This window comes from Streptomyces sp. NPDC001100, assembly GCF_053598575.1.
Window position 1 is genome coordinate 248,386 of sequence record NZ_JBSFKO010000001.1, and the last position, 20,180, is coordinate 268,565.

A 20,180-nucleotide genomic window follows, 5' to 3' on the forward strand; every position below is an offset into this window, starting at 1 on the left:
GCCGTGACACGGTGCCGCCGTCACGGGCAGGATCACCGCGCGGTGGCCGACCAGCCGTTCATCACCCCACGCGTTCCCAGCCGCGACGTGGCGGGCGGGCGCCGAGCCGGGTGTCGCGGCTGCGGTAGACGATGTAGGGGCGGGTCAGGTAGCCCAGCGGCGCGGTGAGCATGTGGACGAGCCGGGTGAACGGCCAGGCCGCGAACAGCAACAGGGCGCTGAGCGCGTGCAGTTGGAACAGCACGGGGACACCGGTCATCAGGTCCGGGTCGGGCTGGAGGTAGAAGAGGGAGCGAAACCAGGGGGAGATGGTCTCGCGGTAGTCGTATCCCCCGCCGACGACGTTGGCGGCCACCGTGGCGGACAGACCGAGCGCGATGGTCAGGGTCAGCGAGACGTACATGGCCTTGTCGTTGCGGGTGGTGGCGGAGAAGACCGGGCCGACGGTGCGGCGCCGGTAGATCAGGATGGCCAGCCCGCCGAGCGTGGCGACGCCCGCCATCGTGCCGAGTACGACCGCGCCGATGTGGTACGTGTGCTCGCTGACGCCGACCGCCTCGGTCCAGCCCTTGGGGATGACCAGGCCGCCGATGTGGCCGAGGAGCACCACGAGGATGCCGAAGTGGAACAGCGGACTGCCGATGCGGAGCAGCCGCCTCTCGTACAGCTGGGAGGAGCGCGTGGTCCAGCCGAACTTGTCGTAGCGGTAGCGCCAGATGTGGCCCAGGACGAAGACGGCGAGCGAGACGTAGGGCAGGACGGCCCACAACAGGGTTCCGCCGGTGCCTGCCTGGGCCGCCAGGGTGAGGGGCTGCGCGGGCGCGGTCATCGGGGTCCTCCTACGACGGGGTCGGGCAGGAACACGGGGGATGCCGCGTACGGGTCGAGGCCGACCTGCTCCTCGGGCGGGCCCTGCGCGGCCAGGCGCATGACGGCTTCGCGATCGTCGCCGGCCAGGGCGGGCAGGGTGGCGGAGACGGAGTCCAGGACCTGCGCCCAGGGCGAGCCGTCGTCGGTCAGGGCCAGGCGCAGGAGCTCCAGGCCGGCACGGTGTTCGATCAGCAGGTCGTGTCCGGCCGCGGGGTCGGTGGCGGCGAATTCGAGGACGACGGCGAGGTGGTCGGGCAGTTCGTCCTCGCCCAGGCGCCAGCCGGCCGCGGCGTAGGTCTGCTTCAGCCGCAGCAGGCCGATGCCGCGCTTCCGGGTGTCGCCGTACGCGTAGTACGTCAGGTACGGGCAGCAGCGTTTGCGGTGGTCGAAGGTGGCGACATAGGCGGCGGCCAGATCGGCGCGGGTGGTCTGCTCGGCGTGTGCGGTGAAGCGGAGCAGGGGGCGGCCGACCGGTCCCGGCAGGGCGGCGGCGACCCGGTCGGCCAGGGCCAGGCGCTGCTCGAACTGTTCGTCGGGGTAGTCGAGCAGCAGGGACTGGGCCTGCCAGGCGTGGGGGTGCCAGGGCTGGGTGCGGGCGGTGCGCGTGGGCTTCCTCTTCATGGCTTCGGCTCGGCTTTCCCGTCGGCCTCGCTGCCGTCGGACGGTCTGTCCGGGAACAGGCCGGACGGGGAGCCCTTGCCGTCCCAGCTGAGAAGGTTGACGCGGGTGGCCTTGTCGGTGGGGGCGGCCGGAGTGTCGGCCGTCTGCCGGTCACGCAGGACATGGAAGTTCTCCACCGCGATCGGAACGGCGCCGCCGGAAGACTCGCCGAAGGGGCCGGAGCCTCCCATGCCGGGGCCGCCCTCGTAGTCCAGGCTGCACTCGGTGGCGATCTCCTCCAGTTTGTGGGCCTGTTCGGCGTGCGCGGGCGGAATGACGTACCGCTCGTCGTACTTCGCCAGGGCCAGCAGCCGGTACATGTCGTACATCTGCTCCTCGCCCATCCCGACCGCCGCCGGGATGGACGTGTCCGGCTCGCGGCCGAGGTTGATGTCCCGCATGTACGCGCGCATGGCGGCCAGGCGGCGGAGCACCGCGTCGACCGGTACCGGGTCGCCGGCGGTGAACAACTGGGCGAGGTAGTCGACGGGGATGCGCAGGGATTCGACGGCGGCGAACAGGTTGCGGTGGTCCTCGGCGTCCTCGCCGGTGTCGCGGACGGCGTCGACCACCGGGGACAGGGGCGGGATGTACCAGACCATGGGCAGGGTGCGGTATTCCGGGTGCAGCGGAAGCGCCACCTTGTAGGTGTTGATCAGGGCGTGGACCGGGGATCGCTGGGCGGCCTCGATCCAGTCCCGGGGAATGCCCGCTTTCTCCGCCGCCCGCACGACCGCGGGGTCGTGCGGGTCCAGGAAGACCTGCCGCTGGGCCTCGTACAGATCCGTGTCGTCGGGGGTGGAAGCGGCTTCCAGCACCCTGTCCGCGTCGTAGAGGACGAGGCCGAGGTAGCGCAGCCGGCCCACGCAGGTCTCGGAGCAGACGGTGGGCAGGCCGACCTCGACGCGCGGGAAGCAGAAGGTGCACTTCTCGGCCTTGCCGGTGCGGTGGTTGAAGTACACCTTCTTGTACGGGCATCCGGTCACGCACATGCGCCAGCCCCGGCAGCGGTCCTGGTCGACCAGGACGATGCCGTCCTCCTCGCGCTTGTAGATCGCGCCGGAGGGGCAGGAGGCCGCGCAGGACGGGTTGAGGCAGTGTTCGCAGATGCGCGGCAGGTAGAACATGAAGGTCTGCTCGAACTCGAACTTGACCTTTTCCGAGACCTGGTTCAGCAGCACGTCCTTGTCGCCGTGGTCCACGGAGCCGCCGAGGTCGTCGTCCCAGTTCGCCGACCAGGCGATCTTCATGTCCTTGCCGGTGATCAGGGACTTGGGGCGGGCGACGGGGGTGTGCTCCTGCAGCGGCGCGTTCGTCAGGGTCTCGTAGTCGTACGTCCAGGGCTCGTAGTAGTCGTCGAGGGACGGCAGCACCGGGTTGGAGAAGATCGTGATCAGCTTCTTGAAACGGCCGCCCGCCTTCAGCGTGAGGTTGCCGCGTTTGTTGAGTTCCCAGCCGCCGCGCCACTTCTCCTGGTCCTCGTAGCGGCGGGGGTAGCCCTGGCCGGGACGGGTCTCGACGTTGTTGAACCACACGTACTCGACGCCGGTGCGGTTGGTCCACGCCTGCTTGCAGGTGACCGAGCAGGTGTGGCAGCCGATGCACTTGTCGAGGTTCATCACCATCGCCATCTGGGCCATGACACGTCCGATGGTGGCTTCGCCACGGGGCATCAGTACGTCACCTCCTGGTTGGTGCGACGGCGGACGACGGTGACCTCGTCGCGCTGGTTGCCGGTCGGGCCGAGGTAGTTGAAGGCGTACGTCAACTGGGCGTAGCCGCCGATCAGATGGCTCGGCTTGATCAGCAGCCGGGTCAGGCTGTTGTGGATGCCGCCGCGCCGGCCGTTGGTCTCGGTGCGGGGCACGTCGATCAGGCGGTCCTGGGCGTGGTGCATGTAGACGGTGCCCTCGGGCATGCGGTGCGAGACCACCGCGCGGGCGGCGACGACGCCGTTGCGGTTGACCGCCTCGACCCAGTCGTTGTCGTGGACGCCGATCTTCGCCGCGTCCTCCTTGCTCATCCAGATCGTCGGACCGCCCCGGGACAGCGACAGCATGAACAGGTTGTCCTGGTACTCGGAGTGGATCGACCACTTGTTGTGCGGGGTCAGGTAGCGCACGGTCACGCCGAGTTCGCCGGTGTCGCCGACGCGTGGCTCGCCGAACAGGGCGTTCATGTTCAACGGGGGCCGGTATACCGGCAGTTGCTCTCCGAGGGCGGTCATCCAGTCGTGGTCGAGGTAGAAGTGCTGGCGGCCGGTGAGGGTGTGCCAGGGCTTGAGGCGCTCGACGTTGATGGTGAAGGGGGAGTATCGGCGCCCGCCGGTCTCCGAGCCCGACCACTCGGGTGAGGTGATGACCGGGACGGGAGCGGCCTGAGTGTCGGCGAAGGTGATCCGTTTCCCCTCGTGCTCGGCCGCGAGATCCGCCAACTGCCTGCCCGTACGCGCTTCGAGGGTATGGAAGCCCTGGGTGGCGAGGTGTCCGTTGGTGGTGCCGGACAGGGCGAGGATCGCCTCACAGGCATCGGTGTCGCGGGCGATCGAGGGCCTCCCGTCGGCCACTCCGCCCCGCACGGTGCCGTTCTTGTGCCGCAGGTACTCCAGTTCGCGGCCGACCTCGAAGGTGACACCCTTGGTGGTGGCGCCCAGGGAGTCCAGCAGCGGGCCGAGCGCGGCCATCTTCTGCGCCACCGCCCCGTAGTCGCGTTCGACGGTGACGAGTTTCGGCATGGTGCGGCCGGGCACCGGTTCGCACTCGCCCGCCTTCCAGTCACGCACCGTCCCGTGCGGGTTGGCCAGTTCGTCGGGGGTGTCGTGCAGCAGCGGCGCGGTGACGACGTCCCTCCGTACGCCGAGATGACCGGCGGCCTGTCGGCTGAACTCCTTGGCGAGGGTGTGGAAGGCGTCCCAGTCGGTACGGGTCTGCCAGGGCGGGGAGATCGCCGGGTTGAAGGCGTGCACGAAGGGGTGCATGTCGGTGCTGGACAGGTCGTGCTTCTCGTACCAGGTGGCGGCCGGCAGCACCACGTCGGAGAAGACCGTGGTGCTGGTCATGCGGAAGTCCAGTGTGAGCAGGAGGTCGAGCTTGCCCTCGGGGGCCTCCTCCCGCCAGACCACGTCCCGCGGGCGGGCGTCCGGCGGCGCCTCGGTCGCCCGGACCGCGTGGTCGGTGCCGAGCAGGTGTTTCAGGAAGTACTCGTTGCCCTTGGCCGAGGAACCCAGCAGGTTGGCCCGCCAGATGGTCAGCACCCGGGGGAAGTTCTCGGGTGCGTCCGGATCCTCGCCCGCGAACCGCAGCCGCCCGGCCTTCAGTTCGTCCACCACGTGCTCGGCGGCCGGGCGGCCCGCGGCGGCGGCCTCGTCGGCCAGGTCCAGCGGGTTGCGGTCGAAGGTCGGGTACGACGGCATCCAGCCCATCCGGGCCGACTGCGCGATGACGTCCGCCGTGGTCTTCCCGGCGAACGGGCCGTCCCGGCCGGGACCGGCCGCCGCGAGGGTGTCGGCGGAGAACGGGTCGTAGCGGAACTGGTCGGCGTGCAGGTACCAGTAGGCGGTCTGGATCATCTGCCGGGCCGGCCGGTTCCAGTCGGCGGCGGTCGCGATCGCCGAGTAACCGGTGATCGGACGGACCTTCTCCTGCCCGACGTAGTGGGCCCAGCCGCCGCCGTTCACCCCTTGGCAGCCGGTGAGGGTGGTGAGGGTCAGGAAGGCGCGGTAGATGGTGTCGGAGTGGAACCAGTGGTTGGTGCCCGCCCCCATGATGATCATCGAACGGCCGCCGGACTCCTCGGCGTTGGCAGCGAACTCCCGGGCGACACGGGCCGCCCGCTCGGCGTCCACGCCGGTGATCGCCGCCTGCCAGGCCGGGGTGTACGGCTCCGTCGCGTCCTCGTACGAGGACGGCCAGCGGCCGGGCAGGCCGTCGCGGGCCACCCCGTACTGGGCCAGCAGCAGGTCGTACACCGTGGTCACCAGACGTCCGGCGACCCGCCGTACCGGCACTCCGCGCCGCAGCCGGTCCGCACTGCCGTCCGGAGCGTCGAAGCGCGGCAGTCCGACCGTGACCGGCACCTCGCCGCCACCCTCGGCCGACAGCAAGGGATCGGTGTCGCCCAGGTCGAGGTTCCATTTCCCGGCCCCGGCCTCGCCGTAGCGGTCGCCGAGCGTGCCGTTCGGCACCACCGGCTCCCCGGTGGCCGCGTCCAGCAGCACGGTACGGAACTCCGCGTGCTCGGCTTCGGCGGCCTCGCCACCGAGGTCGGCGGCGGTCAGGAACTTGCCCGGCGTGCAGGTGCCCGGCTCGTCCTCGGCCTCGTCTAGGACGACCAGGAAGGGCAGGTCGGTGTACCGCTTCACATAGGAGGCGAAGTGCTCCGTCTGCCGGTCGACGAAGAACTCCTTGAGGATCACGTGCCCCATGGCCATCGCCAGGGCCCCGTCGGTGCCCGGCTGGGCCGCCAGCCACTCGTCGGCGAACTTCACGTTGTCCGCGTAGTCCGGCGACACCGCGACGACCTTCTGTCCCCGGTAGCGGGCCTCGGCCATCCAGTGCGCGTCGGGCGTACGGGTGACCGGCAGGTTCGAGCCCCACATGATCAGATAGCCGGCGTCCCACCAGTCCCCCGACTCGGGCACGTCGGTCTGGTCCCCGAACACCTGCGGCGAGGCCACCGGCAGGTCGGCGTACCAGTCGTAGAAAGAGAGCATGACGCCGCCGAGCAGCGAGTAGAAACGTGCTCCCGCCGCATGCGACGCCATCGACATCGCCGGGATGGGCGAGAACCCGGCCAGCCGGTCCGGCCCGTACTCCTTGATCGTGTGCACGTGCGCGGCGGCCACCATCTCCACCGCCTCGTCCCAACTCGCCCGTACCAGACCGCCCTTGCCGCGCGCCGCCTTGTAACGGCGGGCGCGTACGGGGTCGGAGACGATGTCCGCCCAGGCCGCCACCGGATCGCCGAGGCGGGCCCTGGCCTCCCGGTACATCTCCAGCAACACGCCGCGCACGTACGGGTAGCGCACCCGTGTGGGCGAGTAGGTGTACCAGGAGAACGCGGCCCCGCGCGGGCAGCCGCGCGGCTCGTACTCGGGGCGGTCCGGTCCCACCGAGGGATAGTCCGTCTGCTGGGCCTCCCAGGTGATGATGCCGTCCTTGACGTACACCTTCCACGAACAGGAGCCGGTGCAGTTCACCCCGTGGGTGGAGCGCACCACCTTGTCGTGCGACCAGCGGTCCCGGTAGAAGTCGTCCGCCTGCCGGCCGCCCTCGCGGTGCAGGGTGCGCAGATCCTCGGAGACCTCCGCCCGGCTGAAGAAGCGGCGGCTGCGCACCAGCGCCTCTGCCAGTTCACCGTCCATGCGCGCTCGTGCCCGACTGTCTCTCGTGCCCAACGTGCCACTCCGCTCCGGGCGTTCAGGCCCGTTCGAGACGTGTTCCAGACTGGCGCACCCGACTGTACGGGCGCTGTCCGGCGAAAGGTCGACAACGACGCGAGGATCGTGCGGAGCCCGGCCGGCGGGGATCGTCTCCGCGCCGAATCGGCCACCCGGGTTCCGCGCGGTCGAGCCGGAAGGCGCCCAGGGGCGGGACGGTCCGGCCGATGAGAGGGGGGAAGCGGCCCGGCCTGCCCGGTGGTGGGCCTTGGACGGCCCATCAGACAGCCGGCCGGGACAGGGTGCTGCCTGCCTCCGCGCGCACGGCCTCCACCGCTTCCCACTCCGCGGTGGCGAGGTTCGCGAGCGCGGCCGGGAAGACGCCGTCCTGCTCCTTGAGAATGTGGTCACGCAGCATCGCCATCGTCTCGATCAGCCGGTCCGGCCAGGCCGGGTCCGAGGGCGTGACACCGTCGGCTGCCTCGGCCAGCACCGCTTCGACGCGGCGGTGCTCGGCTTCCAGAGCGGAGATCTGCTCGGGGAAGTCCCCGGCCAACGCGGGGAACAGGCCCTGCTCCTCGACCTGCGTGTGAGGGCCGAGCACGATGGCGATCCGGCGGGCGACCCGCGCCAGCCCTTCCAGGTCACCGTCCTCGCGGGCGGGACGGAGATGGCTGATCAGCCGGACGACCTCGTCGTGCTCGCGGGTCAGTTCGTCGATCGACGCCAGCGACTGGCAGCCGCAGTACTCACACACGGTGCTGCTCCTTACCTGTTCGAGATCCGTCCGTGGTTCCCGGCGGCCGGTCCTCACACCGTGGTGGGCGCCGGGCCGGGCCGACGTCCATGTCCGGTACGACGCGGAGCCGGGACGCCGCCCCGGGCGACGGCGGAGCGGACACCGGTGAGGGTGAAGCCGAGTGCTGCCGCGGCCACCAGCGCGAGCAGGGCGAGACCGGCCGCGTAGGAGCCGTACTTCCCGTACAGCGAGCCCATCACCAGCGGCGGGAGGAAGCCGCCCAGGCCGCCCGCGGCACCGACGACGCCGGTGACCGAGCCGACCCGGTTCGCCGGGGTCAGCAGGGCGACCAGGGCGAACGTCGCCCCGCTGCCCGCGCCCAACGCGGCGGCCATGGCCAGGAAGGCGACGGTGCCCACCGGTGCCAGCGCCGGAGTGAACGACTGCACCACCGCCCCGGCCGCGACGGCGGCCAGCGACGCGGCCAGCACCCGGACCGGGCCCAGTCGGTCGGACAGCCAGCCGCCGATCGGACGCATCGCCACGGCCAGCAGCACGAACCCCGCCATGCGGTTCGCGGCGTCCCCCTGTGTGAGCCCGTAGCCGGTCTTGAGATAGGTGGGCAGGTAGACGGAGAAGGCGACATAGCCACCGAACGCGACCGCGTACAGGGCGGACGCCTGCCAGGTGATGCCCAGCCGGGCTGTCGCTGCCAGGCGATGCGTCAGCGGCTCCGTCGGCACGATCCGGCCGGGCGCGTCCCGCAACAGCAGCCCGGCGGTCGCCGCGTACCCGGCCAGGACCGCGGCCGTGATCAGGAACGGTGTCGACATGCTGTGCGCATCGACCAGCTTCACGGTCGTCAGGGCACTGATGGCGGTGCCGCCCATGCCGGTGCCGAACACCCCGATGGCCAGCCCCCGCCGCTCGGGCGGGAACCAGGCGTTGACGAAGGGCACACCGACGGCGAAGGCGGTGCCGCCGATACCGAGGAAGAATCCGCCGGCCAGCAGCGCGGCGAAGGAGGAGTGACCGGCCAGGCCGAGGTAGAGCACCGGCACGATGGTGGCCGCGGACACGATCGGGAACATGACCCGCCCGCCGAACCGGTCGGTCAGCGCGCCGACCGGAATCCGGCCCAGAGAGCCGACCACGACCGGCACCGCCACCAGCAGCGACTGCTGGAAGGAGCTCAGCTCCAGGACGTCCTTGAACCGCGGCCCGAGCGGGCTCAGCAAGGCCCACGCCCAGAAGTTGACGGCGAAACCGACCGTGGCCAGGGCCAGCATCAGCCATGCCCGGCCGGACACGGGCACCCCTGAAGCCGACCCGTCACCCTGCTTCGTCGACGACTGGACCATGGTGTCCGTCCTTTCCCTCACTCACTCCAAGTCCCCGGTGACACGGAGGTCGCCTCGGAACCACGGGCTCCGCGCCGCACCCACCCAGCCACTGTCCGCACCCGAGCACCTTGGCGACATGGGCCATGGGGCCCTAGTTCCAGGCACTCGGTTCCGGGAGCGGCTCCGGCCCACCCGCTCTCCGTCGGCCCGCGCGGGCCCCTCACCGCCCGCGCCGCTCCCCGGACGGTGCGGTCGCATCGGGCTCCTACCGGGACACGGCAGATGAGGGCCTACCAGCACTACCCCCTGCCATCGCCTTCGGGGACGATGACCCGATGGCCTCGAACGGCGCCTTCACGCACTCGTCGACCGGCCGGAGTACCGCACCGCCGGCCAACGTGCCGGTCGGCCGTGCGGTGAACACCCGGCATGCGCCGCCCGCGGCCTCCCTGCCGGCTCTTCGCCGGACTCGGGCACCTCTGTCCCGTCGGGCATCTCAGCCGGCTCCGATCCCGCCGGGCGTCTCAGCCGGCCCCGACCCGTCCACCTCGGCCGCAGCGGTGAGTGGTCCGCGTAGCGAAACCGGGCGCCGGCTCCCGCCGTCGGCGCCGCGGCAGCGTCCTCTTCCCACCACCCGCATGGCGAACCGGCGGTCGTCGACCAGATCTACGGAGACTTGAACCCATGCAGAAGCGTGGCAATGGCAAGCGGCCCAGAAGGACGAGTTCCATGTGCTGAGGCACACGTACGCGTCCCTCGTGCTGGAGGCAGGAGAGTCGGTCGTAACCCTCGCCAAATGGCTGGAGCATTCGTCCCCGACCACCACCCTCGACCACTACGCCCACTTCATGCCGGAGGCGGGGAAAAAGGGGCGCAGGGCGATCGATAGCCTGCTCGGGGAGCGGACCGAGGAGAGCTCTGGTCCGAACTCCCCAGATTCTCCCCAGGACTGATCCTGAGCGCCCATCGGTTTGGCCGATACGCGGAAACAGCAAGGTGAGAGGCCATATGTTCACTACCCGCCCCACCCTCCAGGGCACGTTCGGCATGGTGTCCTCCACCCACTGGCTGGCCTCGCAGTCCGCGATGGCCGTCCTGGAGGACGGCGGCAACGCCTACGACGCCGCCGTCGCCGGGGCCTTCGTCCTGCACGTCGTCGAGCCGCACCTCAACGGCCCGGCGGGCGAGGTGCCCATGCTCCTCGCCCCGGCGGGCGGCGAGGTCCGGGTGTTGTGCGGACAGGGCGTCGCCCCCGCCGGGGCCACGATCGACCACTACAGGGGACTCGGTCTGGATCTCGTACCCGGCACGGGCCCCCTCGCCGCGGCCGTCCCCGGCGCCTTCGACGCCTGGATGCTGCTGCTCCGCGACCACGGCACCAAGTCCCTCGCCGACATCCTGAAGTACGCCATCGGGTACGCCGAGGACGGGCACGCGTGCGTGGAGAACGTCGGCGCGACCGTCGAGACCGTACGGCAGCTCTTCGAGACGGAGTGGACCTCGTCGGCGGACGTGTACCTGCCCGACGGGAAGCCGCCCCGCCCCGGCGAGCTGTTCCGCAACCCCGTCCTCGCCGCCACCTGGAAGCGGCTGCTCGCCGAGGTCTCCGGGGCAGGGGACCGCGAGGCCCAGATCGAGGCGGCACGGGAGGTGTGGCGGTCCGGCTTCGTCGCCGAGGCGCTCGTACGGCAGTCCGGCCGGCCCACCATGGACACCAGCGGCGAGCGCCACACCGGCACCCTCACGGCCGCCGACCTGGCCTCCTGGTCCGCGTCCTACGAGGCCCCCGCGACATACGACTGGAACGGCTGGACACTCTGCAAGGCCGGCCCCTGGAGCCAGGGCCCGGCCTTCCTCCAGCAACTCGCCCTCCTTCCGCCCGAGTTGCCCGCCTACGGGTCCGCCGACTACGTCCACCTCCTGATCGAGGGCTGCAAGCTCGCGATGGCCGACCGGGAGGCCTGGTACGGGGACGCGGGCGAAGAGGCCGTACCGCTGGGGGAGTTGCTGTCGGCGGACTACAACGCGGCGCGGCGCGAGCTGATCGGGGAGAAGGCCTCGCACGAGCTGAAGCCCGGTAGTCCCGGAGGGCGTGTTCCCCGGCTGAGCGGGCACGCGCGCGTGGTGGCGCCCGTCGAGTCCGGCTTCGACCCGATGGGGGCGGGGGAGCCGACCGTCGCGCGGGTCACGGCCGACGGCGGCACCCGGGGCGACACCTGCCACCTCGATGTCGTCGACCGCTGGGGCAACATGATCGCGGCCACACCCAGCGGCGGCTGGCTCCAGTCCAACCCGGTGGTGCCCGAGCTGGGCTTCCCCCTGGGCACCCGGCTGCAGATGGCCTGGCTGGAGCCGGGACTGCCCAACTCCCTTGCGCCGGGCCGCCGTCCGCGCACCACGCTCACCCCGTCCATCGCCCTGAGCGACGGAGTGCCGGTCATGGCGTTCGGCACACCCGGCGGGGACCAGCAGGACCAGTGGCAGCTGCACTTCTTCCTGGCGGTCGCCACGCGCGCGAAGGCCCGCGGCGGGCTCGACCTCCAGGGCGCGATCGACGCCCCGAACTGGCACAACGACAGCTTCCCCGGCTCCTTCTACCCGCGCGGCATGCGACCGGGCAGTGTGACCGTCGAGTCCCGCATGGACGAGGTGGTGGTGGAGGAGCTGCGGCGGCGCGGCCACGACGTGACCGTGGGGGACGCCTGGTCGGAGGGACGGCTGTGCGCGGTCGCCCGGGACCCGGCGACCGGGATCCTCTCGGCGGCCGCGAATCCGCGGGGCATGCAGGGGTATGCCGTCGGACGCTGACGCGGACCCTGATGTGCCGGGTGATTCGGACGGTGATCGCGAATCCGGGTGTTCATGATGATTCCACCCGGAGTGCACCGGGCGGGTGGGGATTGTCAGTGGCCCGTGCTCTCATGGAGGCATGATCGAAGACACTGAAACCATCGACGAGTTTCTCGTTCAGCACACGGCCGACGTCGAGGACGCGATCCGCAGGGCGGCGGCGGCCGAGATCATGCCCCGCTTCCGGCAGCTCGCCGCGCACGAGATAGACCAGAAGAGCGGCCCGCACGACCTGGTCACGGACGCCGACCGCAACGCCGAGCGGTATCTGACGAAGGTGCTCGGCTCCCTCCTGCCCGGCTCCGTCGTGGTCGGCGAGGAAGCGGTGCACGCCGACCCGGAGACCTACGAGGTGCTCCAGGGCGACGCCCCGGTCTGGATCGTCGACCCGGTCGACGGGACCCGCCAGTTCGTGCGCGGCGAGACCGGCTTCTGCACGCTGGTCGCGCTCGCCCGGCAGGGCGAACTGCTCGCGTCCTGGACCTACGCCCCCGCCCGCGATCAACTGGCCACGGCGGTGAAGGGCGGCGGTGCCTTCCTCGACGGCGTCCGGCTGCACCCCGGAGCCCCGGACCCCGCCCGGGACCTGGACGTGGCCACCTCCCACCCCGACTACACGACGGACGCCCAGAAGCGTGCCCTGCTCGGTCTGTGGGCGGACGGGGTGCGCACGCGCCCGTGCGGCTCGGCCGGACTGGAGTATCTCGCCATCGCCCGGGGCGAGTTGGACGCCACGGCCTTCTCCTGGGAGGCCGCCTGGGACCACGCGGCGGGTCTGCTCCTCGTCGAGGAGGCGGGCGGCGCCCACCTCACGCTCACCGGAGAGCCGTTCCGCATCACGGGCGGCAACGCGCTGCCGTTCACGGCGGCCCGCGACGCGGCGACCGCCCGGCGCGTCATGGAGCTGCTGCGGGCGTCCTAGGGTCACGGGTTCCGCACACTGGACGGACCGGCCCCGGGGTTGTCGGTCCCGCGGCATATCCTGACCCCGAGTGGCCATGGGCTGACGAAGAAGGGGTCCGAAGGTGCCGTCGATGCTCGATGCGGTCGTGGTGGGTGCGGGGCCGAACGGACTGACGGCTGCCGTGGAGCTGGCCCGGCGCGGCTTCTCCGTGGCCGTGTTCGAGGCACGGGACACCGTCGGCGGCGGCGCCCGCACCGAGGAGCTCACCCTCCCCGGCTTCCGGCACGACCCCTGCGCGGCGGCGCACCCGCTGGGCATCAACTCGCCCGCGTTCCGCGCCCTGCCGCTGGAGCGCTACGGCCTGGAGTGGCTGCACGCCGAGCTGCCCATGGCGCACCCGTTCACCGACGGCAGCGCGGCCGTGCTCTCCCGGTCCGTCGCGGAGACGGCCGCCTCCTTCGGGCCGCGCGACGCGGGGACGTACCGCAGGCTGGTCGAGCCCTTCCTTCCCAAGTGGGACAGCCTGGTCCGCGACTTCATGTCCCTGCCGTCCACCTCGCTGCCCCGCGACCCGGTCACCCTCGCCCGCTTCGGTCTGGCCGGACTGCCCCCGTCGACCTGGCTGACCGGCCGCTTCCGGGACGAGCGCGCCAAGACCCTGTTCGCCGGACTGGTCGGCCACGTCATGGCCCCGCTCAACGGCTTCGCCACCGGTGCCATCGGCCTGGTCTTCGCCCTCGCGGCACACGCGCGCGGCTGGCCGGTGGCGCGCGGCGGCTCCCAGTCCATCTCGGACGCCCTGGCCGCCTACCTGAAGGACCTCGGCGGCGAGATCCACACCGACTACGAGGTCAAGCGCCTCGACGACCTCCCCCCGGCCCGCGCCTACGTCTTCGACACCTCGCCCACGGCCCTGGCGAAGATCGCGGACTTGGGCAACTACTACGAGAACTTCCGCTACGGCGCGGGTGTCTTCAAGATCGACTACGCCCTCGACGGCCCGGTGCCCTGGACCGCCGAGGAGGCGCGCACCGCCGGCACCGTACAGATCGGCGCCGACAGCACGGAGATCGGCAACGCCCTGCGCGCCGCTTCCCGCGAGAACCGCGCCCCCGACCGACCCTTCATGATCACCGTGCAGCCCAGCATCGTCGACCCCACCCGGGCGCCCGCCGGCAAACACGTCTTCTGGGCCTACGGCCACGTCCCCAGCGGCTGGACCGGCGACCTCACGGACGCCCTGGAACGCCAACTGGAGCGCTTCGCCCCGGGTTTCCGCGACCGCGTCCTCGCCCGCGCGACCGCGGGCCCACCCGAACTCGCCGCCCGCAACGCCAACTACGTGGGCGGCGACATCGGCACCGGCGCGGTCTCCGGACTCCAGATCCTGCTGCGTCCCAAACTCTCCCTCTCTCCCTACGGCACCCCGCACCCGGCCGTCTTCATCTGCTCCTCGGCGACCCCGCCCGGACCCGGAGTGCACGGCATGTCGGGACACAACGCGGCGAAGGCCGTCTGGCGCAGACTGAGGCAGTCATGACCACCATCACCACCATCAGGCTCGTCCAGGGCGACATCACCCGCCAGACCGCCGACGCGATCGTCAACGCGGCCAACTCCTCACTCCTGGGCGGCGGAGGCGTGGACGGCGCGATCCACCGCCGGGGCGGCCCCGCGATCCTGGAGGCCTGCCGAAAGCTCCGCGCCTCGCACTACGGCAAGGGCCTGCGCACCGGCCAGGCGGTCGCGACAACGGCCGGCGACCTCGACGCCCAGTGGGTGATCCACACCGTGGGACCCGTCTACTCCCGCGAGGAGGACCGCTCGGCCCAACTCGCCTCCTGCTACCGCGAGTCCCTGCGCGTCGCCGACGAACTCGGCGCCCGCACGGTCGCGTTCCCCGCCGTCTCCGCCGGGATCTACGGCTGGCCGACGGACGACGCGGCGCGGATCGCCGTAGAGACCGTGCGGGCCGCGGAAACGTCGGTCGAGGAGGTCACGTTCGTGCTGTTCGACGCGACGGCGTACGAGGCGTTCGGCCGGCAGGTCGGCTGACCGACGGTCGTGGCCCGTCTGCTGTTGGAGGACGGTCCTCAGGCGTCGATCACCACGTCCTCCAGCGGCTTCGAGCAGCAGAGCAGGATCTTGTTCTGGGTGATCTCACGTGGCCGGATGCCCCCGTTGTGCCGCATGTCGACGGAGCCCGAGAGCAGGGTCGTCTTGCAGGTGCCGCACATGCCCTGCGCGCACGAGGCCGGCAGGCTGAGGCCGGCTCGGGACGCGGCGGCGAGGAGCGAGGTGTCGGCGTCGCACTCGACGGTGCGCCCGCTGCGGGTGAACTCGACCTTGAAGCCGGTGTCCGCGGAGCCGGCGGGGGAGGCGTCGGCCTGCGGGGCCAGTGCCTCGAAGGTGAAGCTCTCCTCGTGGTAGTGGTCCATGTCGAGGCCCGCCTCCGACAGCATCCGCCGTACGGCGGCCATGTAGGGGGCGGGGCCGCAAGTAAAGACCTCCCGTTCGAGGAGGTCCGGCGCGATCTGCCGGAGCGTCTCGATCGTGAGCCGGCCGCGATGTCCGCCCCAGGGTGCGTACGGGCGGTCCTCCTCGCAGATGTGGACGATCCGGATGTTGGGCGCGGTCGCGGCGATGAGGTCGAGTTCGTGCCGGAAGACGATGTCCGCCGGGGTGCGCGCGCTGTGCACGAAGACCACGTCGGCGGGGTCCGCGAGGTCGTACAGCGTCCTGGTCATCGACATCGACGGCGTCACTCCGACGCCCCCGGACAGGAAGAGATACTTGGGCGCCGGATACCGGGCCGTGGAGAAGTCGCCGAGCGGTCCGTGCGCGCGCACGGTGTCGCCCGGCCCGAGGTGGTCGTGCAGCCAGTTCGACGCGAGCCCGCCCGGTACGCGCTTCACCGTGATCGAGAGCAGGAAGGGGCGGGTGGGCGGTGAGGAGATGGTGTAGCAGCGCTGCACCGGCCGGCCGTCGATGTCGAGGGTCAGGGTCAGGAACTGGCCCGGGTCGTGCCGGAACAGCCGGGGCTCGGCGTACTCGAACACGAACGTGGAGACGTCGTGCGTGAGCGGGTGCACCTGACGGCAGACCAGTAGCTCCTCGGTCTCGCTCATGGCAGGAGCTCCAGGTGTGCCGTGAGCCGGTTCACGTACCAATTGACGAACGCCTCGACCTGTTCCTCCGTCGGGCCGTACGGGCCCGGCAGATAGGCCGGACTGCTGATGCCCCGGTGGGCGCGGGCGACCAGTACCGCGTCCTGGTCGTTCGTGGCCTGCCACACCTTGGTGAGGGTGTCGAGGTCGTAGTCGATCCCCTCGACGGCGTCGGCGTGCACGAGCCAGGTGGTGCGGACGAGGGTGCGGTCCGGGCCGAGCGGGATCACGGAGAACGTGATCGCGTGGTCGGCCATGAAGTGGAACCAGGAGTTGGGCTGGATGTGCATGGACAGCCGGCCCAGACGTGCGGTGGGGAAGTCCGCCAGGAGGCGTTTGCACGCGGCCGTGCCGTCGGGGGTGTACGACTCCCCGGCGAGGTCGAGGGGTTCGCGCTGGATGCGGAAACCGGTGGGGCGGGTGTCCAACTCCTCGATCTCGGCGTAGGGCAGGCCCAGGGAGTCGTAGGTCTCACGGGCCTCGGCGTCGGCCACGAGGAAGCGCTCGTAGGCGGGGCGCAGCGCGGGCGGGATGTCTTTCTCCTGGTAGCCGTAGATGGGGAAGTAGCAGGCCTGGAGCTCGGGATGGCCCACGCAGTGGTAGCACTCCCGGTTGTTCTCCATGGTCAGTTTCCAGTTGCCGTTCTCGACCAGGTCGATCTGCGTGGCGACCTTCGCCTCGGCCAGGCGGTGCGGTGCGAGGTACGGTTCGATGCGGGCGGCGACCTCGTCGAAGTCCTCCGGCGGTTTCTGGGCGAGGCAGATGAAGACCAGCCCGGCCACCGTGCGGGCGTGGACCGACCGCAGCCCGAAGCAGGACGGGTCGAAGCCGGGCGCCTGGGATTCGGCGTACAGCAGCTTGCCGTCCACGCCGTACGTCCAACGGTGGTATCCGCAGACGATGTTGCCCACCGAGCCGCGCTCCTCGTTGAGGATGCGCGCCCCGCGGTGGCGGCAGACGTTGTGGAAGGCCCGGACGTCCTCGTCGTCGTCGCGCACGACGATGACCGAGTATGACCCGAGGTCGACCGTCACGTAGTCGCCGGGCTCGGGAAGCTCCGCCTCGGCGGCCACGAACAGCCAACTCCGGGCGAAGACGGCCTCGATGTCGAGGTCGAAGAACTCCTCGCCGACGTAGAACGGGGCTTCGAGGCTCTGGCCTGCGGGACGGCGGGCGACGAGGTCGCCGACGTCGGGGGTCGCTTGCTTCATCTCATCTCTCCGGTACGACTGGGGAGTTGACGTGAGGACGGGGGTGGCGCTCAGACCGGCAGGCACAGCCGCAGCGCGTCGTGGATCGCGGCGTGGATGTTGCGGGAGGCCACGGCGTCACCGACGCGGAAGAGCTGGTAGCGGCCCGCCTCGTTGCGGACCACGGACTGCGGCTCGCCGGCCAGCAGGGCGCGGTGGTCGACCTCGCCGAAGTTGCTTGAGCCGGGGAGGAGTTCGACGTACAGCTCGTCCGCCGGCAGGGTGCCGTGCTCCACGACCACGTGATCCACGACCCGCTCGGTCTCGGCCTCGGTGTACTCGCTGTAGAGGGTCGCGGCCAGCCGTCCGTCCGCGGTACGGCGCACGGAGCGCAGCCTTCGGGCGAGTGTGATGGTGACGTCGTGCGCGGTGAACGCCCGTAGATAGGCAGGGGAGTTCATGCTGCCGACGTCGGGGGCGAGGGCGCGCTCCGGGGTGACGTACTCGATGTGGAGGCCGGGCGACGCGGCGAGGACCTCCACGGCGTCCATGGCGGGGTAGCCGCCGTGGTCGTCGTAGACCAGGATCTCGCCGCGCGGGCGCCGCAGCGAGCCCGTCATCACGTCCCAGGTGTCGGACACCAGGCCCTCGCCGGCGGTGAGGAAGCTGCGGTTGGGCATGCCTCCGGTGGCGACGATCACGAGGTCGGGGTGTTCGGCGAGGACGTCGTCGGGCTCGGCGTACACGCCCAGGCGCAGGTCGACGCCGAGGATCTTGCACTCGGCGAGGCGCCAGTCGACGATCTGGATCAGGTCGGCCCGGCGCGGGTTCGACGCGGCGAGCCTGATCTGTCCGCCGGGCTGGTCGCTCGCCTCGAACAGGACGACGTCGTGCCCGCGTTCGCCCAGCACCCGCGCCGCCTCCAGCCCGGCCGGTCCCGCTCCGACGACAACTGCCTTCCTGCGGCCGCCGGTTGTGCGGGAGACGAGGTGGGGCAGGTGGAGTTCGCGGCCGGTGGACGGGTTGTGGACGCACTTGGTGTCGCCCGAGTCGTAGATCGCGTCGAGACAGTAACTCGCCCCGACGCAGGGCCGGATGCGGTCCTCCTGGCCTGCCCTCACCTTGGCGACCAGGTGCGGATCGGCGATCTGCGCACGGGTCATGCCGACCAGGTCGAGCAGTCCCTCGCGCAGGGCGTGCCGCGCGGTGGCGACGTCGGCGATGCGGGCCGCGTGCATCACGGGGACGGAAAGGTGTCGTTTGATCTCTCCGGTGAAGTCCAGGTACGGGCCGAGCGGGGTGCCGATGGACGGGATGGCCTTCGCCAGGGACGCGTCCCGCTCGATGGAGCCGTGGATGGTGCTGAGGAAGTCGATGCCGTCGGCGGCGTATTGGCGGGCGGCCGTGATCGCCTCGTCGAAAGTGAGGCCGCCCGGTTGCGCCTCGTCCAGCGACATCCGGATCCCTACGATGAAATCCGGGCCGACGGCTTCGCGCACTGCCCGGATCACCCGGCGCGGAAACGCCATGCGGTTCTCCGGGCCACCGCCCCACTCGTCCTCGCGGTGGTTGGTCGCGGGAGAGAGGAAGCTGTCCAACAGGTGGCCGTACGCCTCCAGTTCGATGCCGTCGAGACCGCCCTCCCGGCAACGGACCGCCGCGGAAGCGTAGTCGGCGACGATCCGGTCCAGGTCCCAGGACTCGGCGGCCTTCGGGAAGGCGCGGTGCGCGGGTTCGCGCAGCGGCGAGGCGGACACCACCGGAAGCCAGTCGCCGGTGAAGTTGCTGGTGCGGCGGCCGAGATGGGTGACCTGGCACATCACGGCGGCCCCGGCCTCGTGCACCTCGTCGGCGAGCCGGCGCAGCCACGGGACGATGTCGTCGCGGTACAGGAGCAGGTTGCCGAACGCCGGCGGGCTGTCGGGCGAGACGACCGCCGAGCCGCCGATCATCGTGAGACCGACCCCGCCGCGCGCCTTCTCCACGTGGTAGGCCCGGTAGCGGTCCTTGGGCATGCCGTCCTCGCCGAACGCCGGTTCGTGAGAGGTGCTGACCACACGGTTGCGCAGGGTGAGGTGCTTGAGCCGGAAGGGCTGGAGCAGGGGATCCAGGATGGCTGAGGGCACGGCTGCTCCTCGAAGGATGCTGTGGCGCGTCTGTTTCGCGATGCAAAACAGCATCGCCATACGAGACAAATGGTGGAGCTGGGCATCCCCGGCCGTCAATAGGCCGCCGTGTTAACTCGCCGTGCGCGCAGCGCTCATCCGCGTTTCACGCAGCCTCGGCGCTCATCCGCGTTTCACGTGGCCCCGGCGCCAGGAGATCTTCGCGGCGGCAGCCAGCAGCTGCTCCGCGAGACCGGGCACGGTGTCCTCGTTGAGCCGGAAGGTCGGTCCGGACAGCGTCACGGCCCCGATGACCTTGCCGTCCAGCGCGCGGATCGGGGCGGCGATGGCGGCCAGTCCGATCTCGTGCTCCTCGCTGGTGGTGGCGTAGCCCCGCTCGCGGACCGTCTCCAGTGCCGCCGCGAGGGTCGTCGGGTCGACGATGGTGTGCGGGGTGTACTTCTCCACCCCCTCGGCGAAGTTCTCCGCGACCTGGTCCGGGGTCATGTGCGCCATGAAGAGCTTGCCCGCCGCAGTGGCGTGCAGCGGGGCGCGCCGGCCGACCCAGTCGATGCTCTTGATCGCCGCCGCGCCGATCGCCTGGTCGATGGTGATCACGTCGTGTCCGTCATGGATCGCCACGTTCACGGTGTCGCCCACGGCCGCGGCCAGTTCCTGGCAGACGGGCCGGCTCAGCAGGGACAGGTCGTTCACCTTGCTCGCCCCGGCGGCGAGTTCGACCATCGTGTACCCGATGCGGTACCGCCCGCGCTCGGTGTCCTGCTCGACCAGGCCCCGTGACTCCAGGGTCGCCAGCAGCCGGAACACGGTCGACTTGTGGATGCCCAGTTCCTCGGCGATCTCGGTCACGCCACTGGGACCCCGCGTGGCCAGCACCTGGAGGATCGACACCGCCCGGTCGACGGACTGCACCGAGTGATCACGTGGGCGGCTTCCGCTGCTGGTCATGGCGGA

General features: G+C 71.0%; 14 protein-coding genes and 1 pseudogene. 5 read left to right on the plus strand and 10 right to left on the minus strand.

Annotated features, from left to right (window positions below; genetic code table 11):
* Positions 1-61 precede the first annotated feature (61 nt).
* From narI to ACWDEW_RS01165, 6 genes are all read right to left on the minus strand, one after another.
* The gene (narI, locus tag ACWDEW_RS01140) at positions 62-829 is read right to left on the minus strand and encodes a respiratory nitrate reductase subunit gamma (RefSeq protein ID WP_450508381.1); all 768 of its coding nucleotides are present in this window, start codon (positions 827-829) and stop codon (positions 62-64) included.
* Positions 826-1,491: a nitrate reductase molybdenum cofactor assembly chaperone gene (gene narJ / locus ACWDEW_RS01145; RefSeq protein ID WP_450508383.1), complete on the minus strand. Its 666-nt coding sequence runs from the start codon at positions 1,489-1,491 to the stop codon at positions 826-828. Before narJ ends, narI begins: the two co-directional genes overlap by 4 nt.
* Positions 1,488-3,203 carry a nitrate reductase subunit beta gene (narH, locus tag ACWDEW_RS01150; RefSeq protein WP_450508385.1) on the minus strand — a complete coding sequence of 572 codons (1,716 nt, stop codon included), beginning with the start codon at positions 3,201-3,203 and terminating at the stop codon, positions 1,488-1,490. The genes narJ and narH overlap by 4 nt, the downstream gene beginning before the upstream one ends.
* Positions 3,203-6,892, minus strand: coding sequence for a nitrate reductase subunit alpha (locus ACWDEW_RS01155; RefSeq protein WP_450508387.1), 3,690 nt, complete (start codon positions 6,890-6,892; stop codon positions 3,203-3,205). The genes narH and ACWDEW_RS01155 overlap by 1 nt, the downstream gene beginning before the upstream one ends.
* 295 nt (positions 6,893-7,187) lie before the next feature.
* A complete protein-coding gene (locus ACWDEW_RS01160; RefSeq protein WP_450508389.1) occupies positions 7,188-7,664 on the minus strand; it encodes a hemerythrin domain-containing protein in 477 nt (158 codons plus the stop codon).
* Between the two features lie 53 nt (positions 7,665-7,717).
* On the minus strand, positions 7,718-8,935 hold the full coding sequence (locus ACWDEW_RS01165) for an MFS transporter (protein WP_450508740.1): 1,218 nt from the start codon (positions 8,933-8,935) through the stop codon (positions 7,718-7,720).
* A gap of 752 nt (positions 8,936-9,687) precedes the next feature.
* Between ACWDEW_RS01165 and ACWDEW_RS01170 the strand changes: the two are divergent.
* The 5 genes and pseudogenes from ACWDEW_RS01170 to ACWDEW_RS01190 form a co-directional block, all read left to right on the plus strand.
* Positions 9,688-9,942: pseudogene (locus tag ACWDEW_RS01170) on the plus strand (tyrosine-type recombinase/integrase); the annotation flags it as partial.
* Positions 9,943-9,997: 55 nt separating this feature from the next.
* A complete protein-coding gene (locus tag ACWDEW_RS01175) occupies positions 9,998-11,797 on the plus strand; it encodes a gamma-glutamyltransferase family protein (protein ID WP_450508391.1) in 1,800 nt (599 codons plus the stop codon).
* 121 nt (positions 11,798-11,918) lie between these two features.
* Entirely contained in the window at positions 11,919-12,761 is an 843-nt protein-coding gene (locus ACWDEW_RS01180; RefSeq protein ID WP_450508393.1) for an inositol monophosphatase family protein, read from the plus strand.
* 112 nt (positions 12,762-12,873) lie between these two features.
* Complete coding sequence (locus ACWDEW_RS01185) at positions 12,874-14,283, plus strand: phytoene desaturase family protein (RefSeq protein ID WP_450508394.1); 1,410 nt, start codon at positions 12,874-12,876, stop codon at positions 14,281-14,283.
* A gap of 5 nt (positions 14,284-14,288) precedes the next feature.
* A complete protein-coding gene (locus tag ACWDEW_RS01190) occupies positions 14,289-14,798 on the plus strand; it encodes an O-acetyl-ADP-ribose deacetylase (protein WP_450508742.1) in 510 nt (169 codons plus the stop codon).
* A gap of 38 nt (positions 14,799-14,836) precedes the next feature.
* Here the strand turns inward: ACWDEW_RS01190 and ACWDEW_RS01195 are convergent, their stop codons facing one another.
* The 4 genes from ACWDEW_RS01195 to ACWDEW_RS01210 form a co-directional block, all read right to left on the minus strand.
* Entirely contained in the window at positions 14,837-15,871 is a 1,035-nt protein-coding gene (locus tag ACWDEW_RS01195; protein ID WP_450508396.1) for a 2Fe-2S iron-sulfur cluster-binding protein, read from the minus strand.
* On the minus strand, positions 15,868-17,121 hold the full coding sequence (locus tag ACWDEW_RS01200; protein ID WP_450508398.1) for an aromatic ring-hydroxylating oxygenase subunit alpha: 1,254 nt from the start codon (positions 17,119-17,121) through the stop codon (positions 15,868-15,870). The genes ACWDEW_RS01195 and ACWDEW_RS01200 overlap by 4 nt, the downstream gene beginning before the upstream one ends.
* 50 nt (positions 17,122-17,171) lie before the next feature.
* Positions 17,172-19,226 (minus strand): oxidoreductase, encoded by a 2,055-nt coding sequence (locus ACWDEW_RS01205; protein WP_450508400.1) that lies wholly within the window; start codon positions 19,224-19,226, stop codon positions 17,172-17,174.
* Positions 19,227-19,388: 162 nt separating this feature from the next.
* Entirely contained in the window at positions 19,389-20,174 is a 786-nt protein-coding gene (locus tag ACWDEW_RS01210; protein WP_450508402.1) for an IclR family transcriptional regulator, read from the minus strand.
* Between the last annotated feature and the right edge of the window lie 6 nt (positions 20,175-20,180).

Bases quoted from the DNA above. Each gene is read 5' to 3' on its own strand.
- narI (WP_450508381.1), bottom strand. From the start codon at position 829: ATGACCGCGCCCGCGCAGCCCCTCACCCTGGCGGCCCAGGCAGGCACC.
- narJ (WP_450508383.1), bottom strand. From the start codon at position 1,491: ATGAAGAGGAAGCCCACGCGCACCGCCCGCACCCAGCCCTGGCACCCC.
- narH (WP_450508385.1), bottom strand. From the start codon at position 3,203: ATGCCCCGTGGCGAAGCCACCATCGGACGTGTCATGGCCCAGATGGCG.
- ACWDEW_RS01155 (WP_450508387.1), bottom strand. From the start codon at position 6,892: ATGGACGGTGAACTGGCAGAGGCGCTGGTGCGCAGCCGCCGCTTCTTC.
- ACWDEW_RS01165 (WP_450508740.1), bottom strand. From the start codon at position 8,935: ATGCTGGCCCTGGCCACGGTCGGTTTCGCCGTCAACTTCTGGGCGTGG.
- ACWDEW_RS01175 (WP_450508391.1), top strand. From the start codon at position 9,998: ATGTTCACTACCCGCCCCACCCTCCAGGGCACGTTCGGCATGGTGTCC.
- ACWDEW_RS01180 (WP_450508393.1), top strand. From the start codon at position 11,919: ATGATCGAAGACACTGAAACCATCGACGAGTTTCTCGTTCAGCACACG.
- ACWDEW_RS01185 (WP_450508394.1), top strand. From the start codon at position 12,874: ATGCTCGATGCGGTCGTGGTGGGTGCGGGGCCGAACGGACTGACGGCT.
- ACWDEW_RS01195 (WP_450508396.1), bottom strand. From the start codon at position 15,871: ATGAGCGAGACCGAGGAGCTACTGGTCTGCCGTCAGGTGCACCCGCTC.
- ACWDEW_RS01200 (WP_450508398.1), bottom strand. From the start codon at position 17,121: ATGAAGCAAGCGACCCCCGACGTCGGCGACCTCGTCGCCCGCCGTCCC.
- ACWDEW_RS01210 (WP_450508402.1), bottom strand. From the start codon at position 20,174: ATGACCAGCAGCGGAAGCCGCCCACGTGATCACTCGGTGCAGTCCGTC.